Raw genomic sequence first — 793 nt, 5'->3', positions numbered from 1 at the left:
CGGCAGGCCGGCCGTGGCGTTCAGCAGGCGGGGCAGCAGGGCCGCCTCCAGGTCGTCCGACATGCCCAGGGTGAAGGTGCGCCGGGCGGTCGCCGGGTCGAAGCGGTCACGGTCGGTCATGGCGCCGTGGATCAGGCCGAGGGCCGGCTCGATGCGGCGGGCCAGCGCGACGGCGCGCGGCGTCGGCTCGACGCCGGTGCGCGTGCGGGTGAACAGCTCGTCTCTTTCGGATCTTCGGCAACGCACCCGCCCGGCTCGTAGACCGGCGCTCTTCGGGCTCGGCGACGCAGGCGCGGACGGGTCTGCCGCCCATCGGACGGGCCGACGGTCCCGGAGGCGCCGGTGACCGGGAACGTCTGTACATCGGCACGCCCGCCTGTCCGTGTCTGCGGCGTGCTCCGGCTGCGGGAGCCCTTGCGGACGGCTACGGTCCGCAAGGGCGGCGACCTCAGGACGCGGGCAGGGTCGACACCACCTTGCCGGAGGCGTCGGCGGCGAGATAGCCGCTGGCCCGGTAGTCGTTGCTGAGGTAGAGGCGCAGTGTCGGACGGTCGTCGTTGAAGGTCCAGCGGTCGACGACGACGTAGCGCATCGTGGGGTCGTCCACCTTGAGGTCGCGTTCGCCGCGCTTCATCAGCGCGGGGAGGCTGTCCCAGGGCATCGTGGACACGTCGAAGGGCTGCTCGTCGGCTTCGTCGGCGCTGATGGTGCCGCCGGGGCCGGTCTTCCTGGCCACGCCGGCCCGGTACTCGTACGCGTCGTAGGTCTTCGCGCCGGGCCGGCGTGGCCAGGA

At 73.1% G+C, this 793-nt stretch carries 2 pseudogenes; both read right to left on the bottom strand.

Annotation, left to right across the window (positions count from 1 at the left end):
• Window positions 1-246: pseudogene (locus CCN56_RS41310) on the bottom strand (LysR family transcriptional regulator); the annotation flags it as partial.
• A gap of 202 nt (window positions 247-448) precedes the next feature.
• Window positions 449-793: pseudogene (locus CCN56_RS43790) on the bottom strand (hypothetical protein); the annotation flags it as partial.

Origin of the sequence: Streptomyces sp. NRRL B-24572, assembly GCF_002156145.1 — a bacterium.
Lineage (GTDB): Bacteria > Actinomycetota > Actinomycetes > Streptomycetales > Streptomycetaceae > Streptomyces > Streptomyces vietnamensis.
Note: the sequence above shows the minus strand (reverse complement) of the source record. Positions and strands in the feature narration are given on the sequence as shown.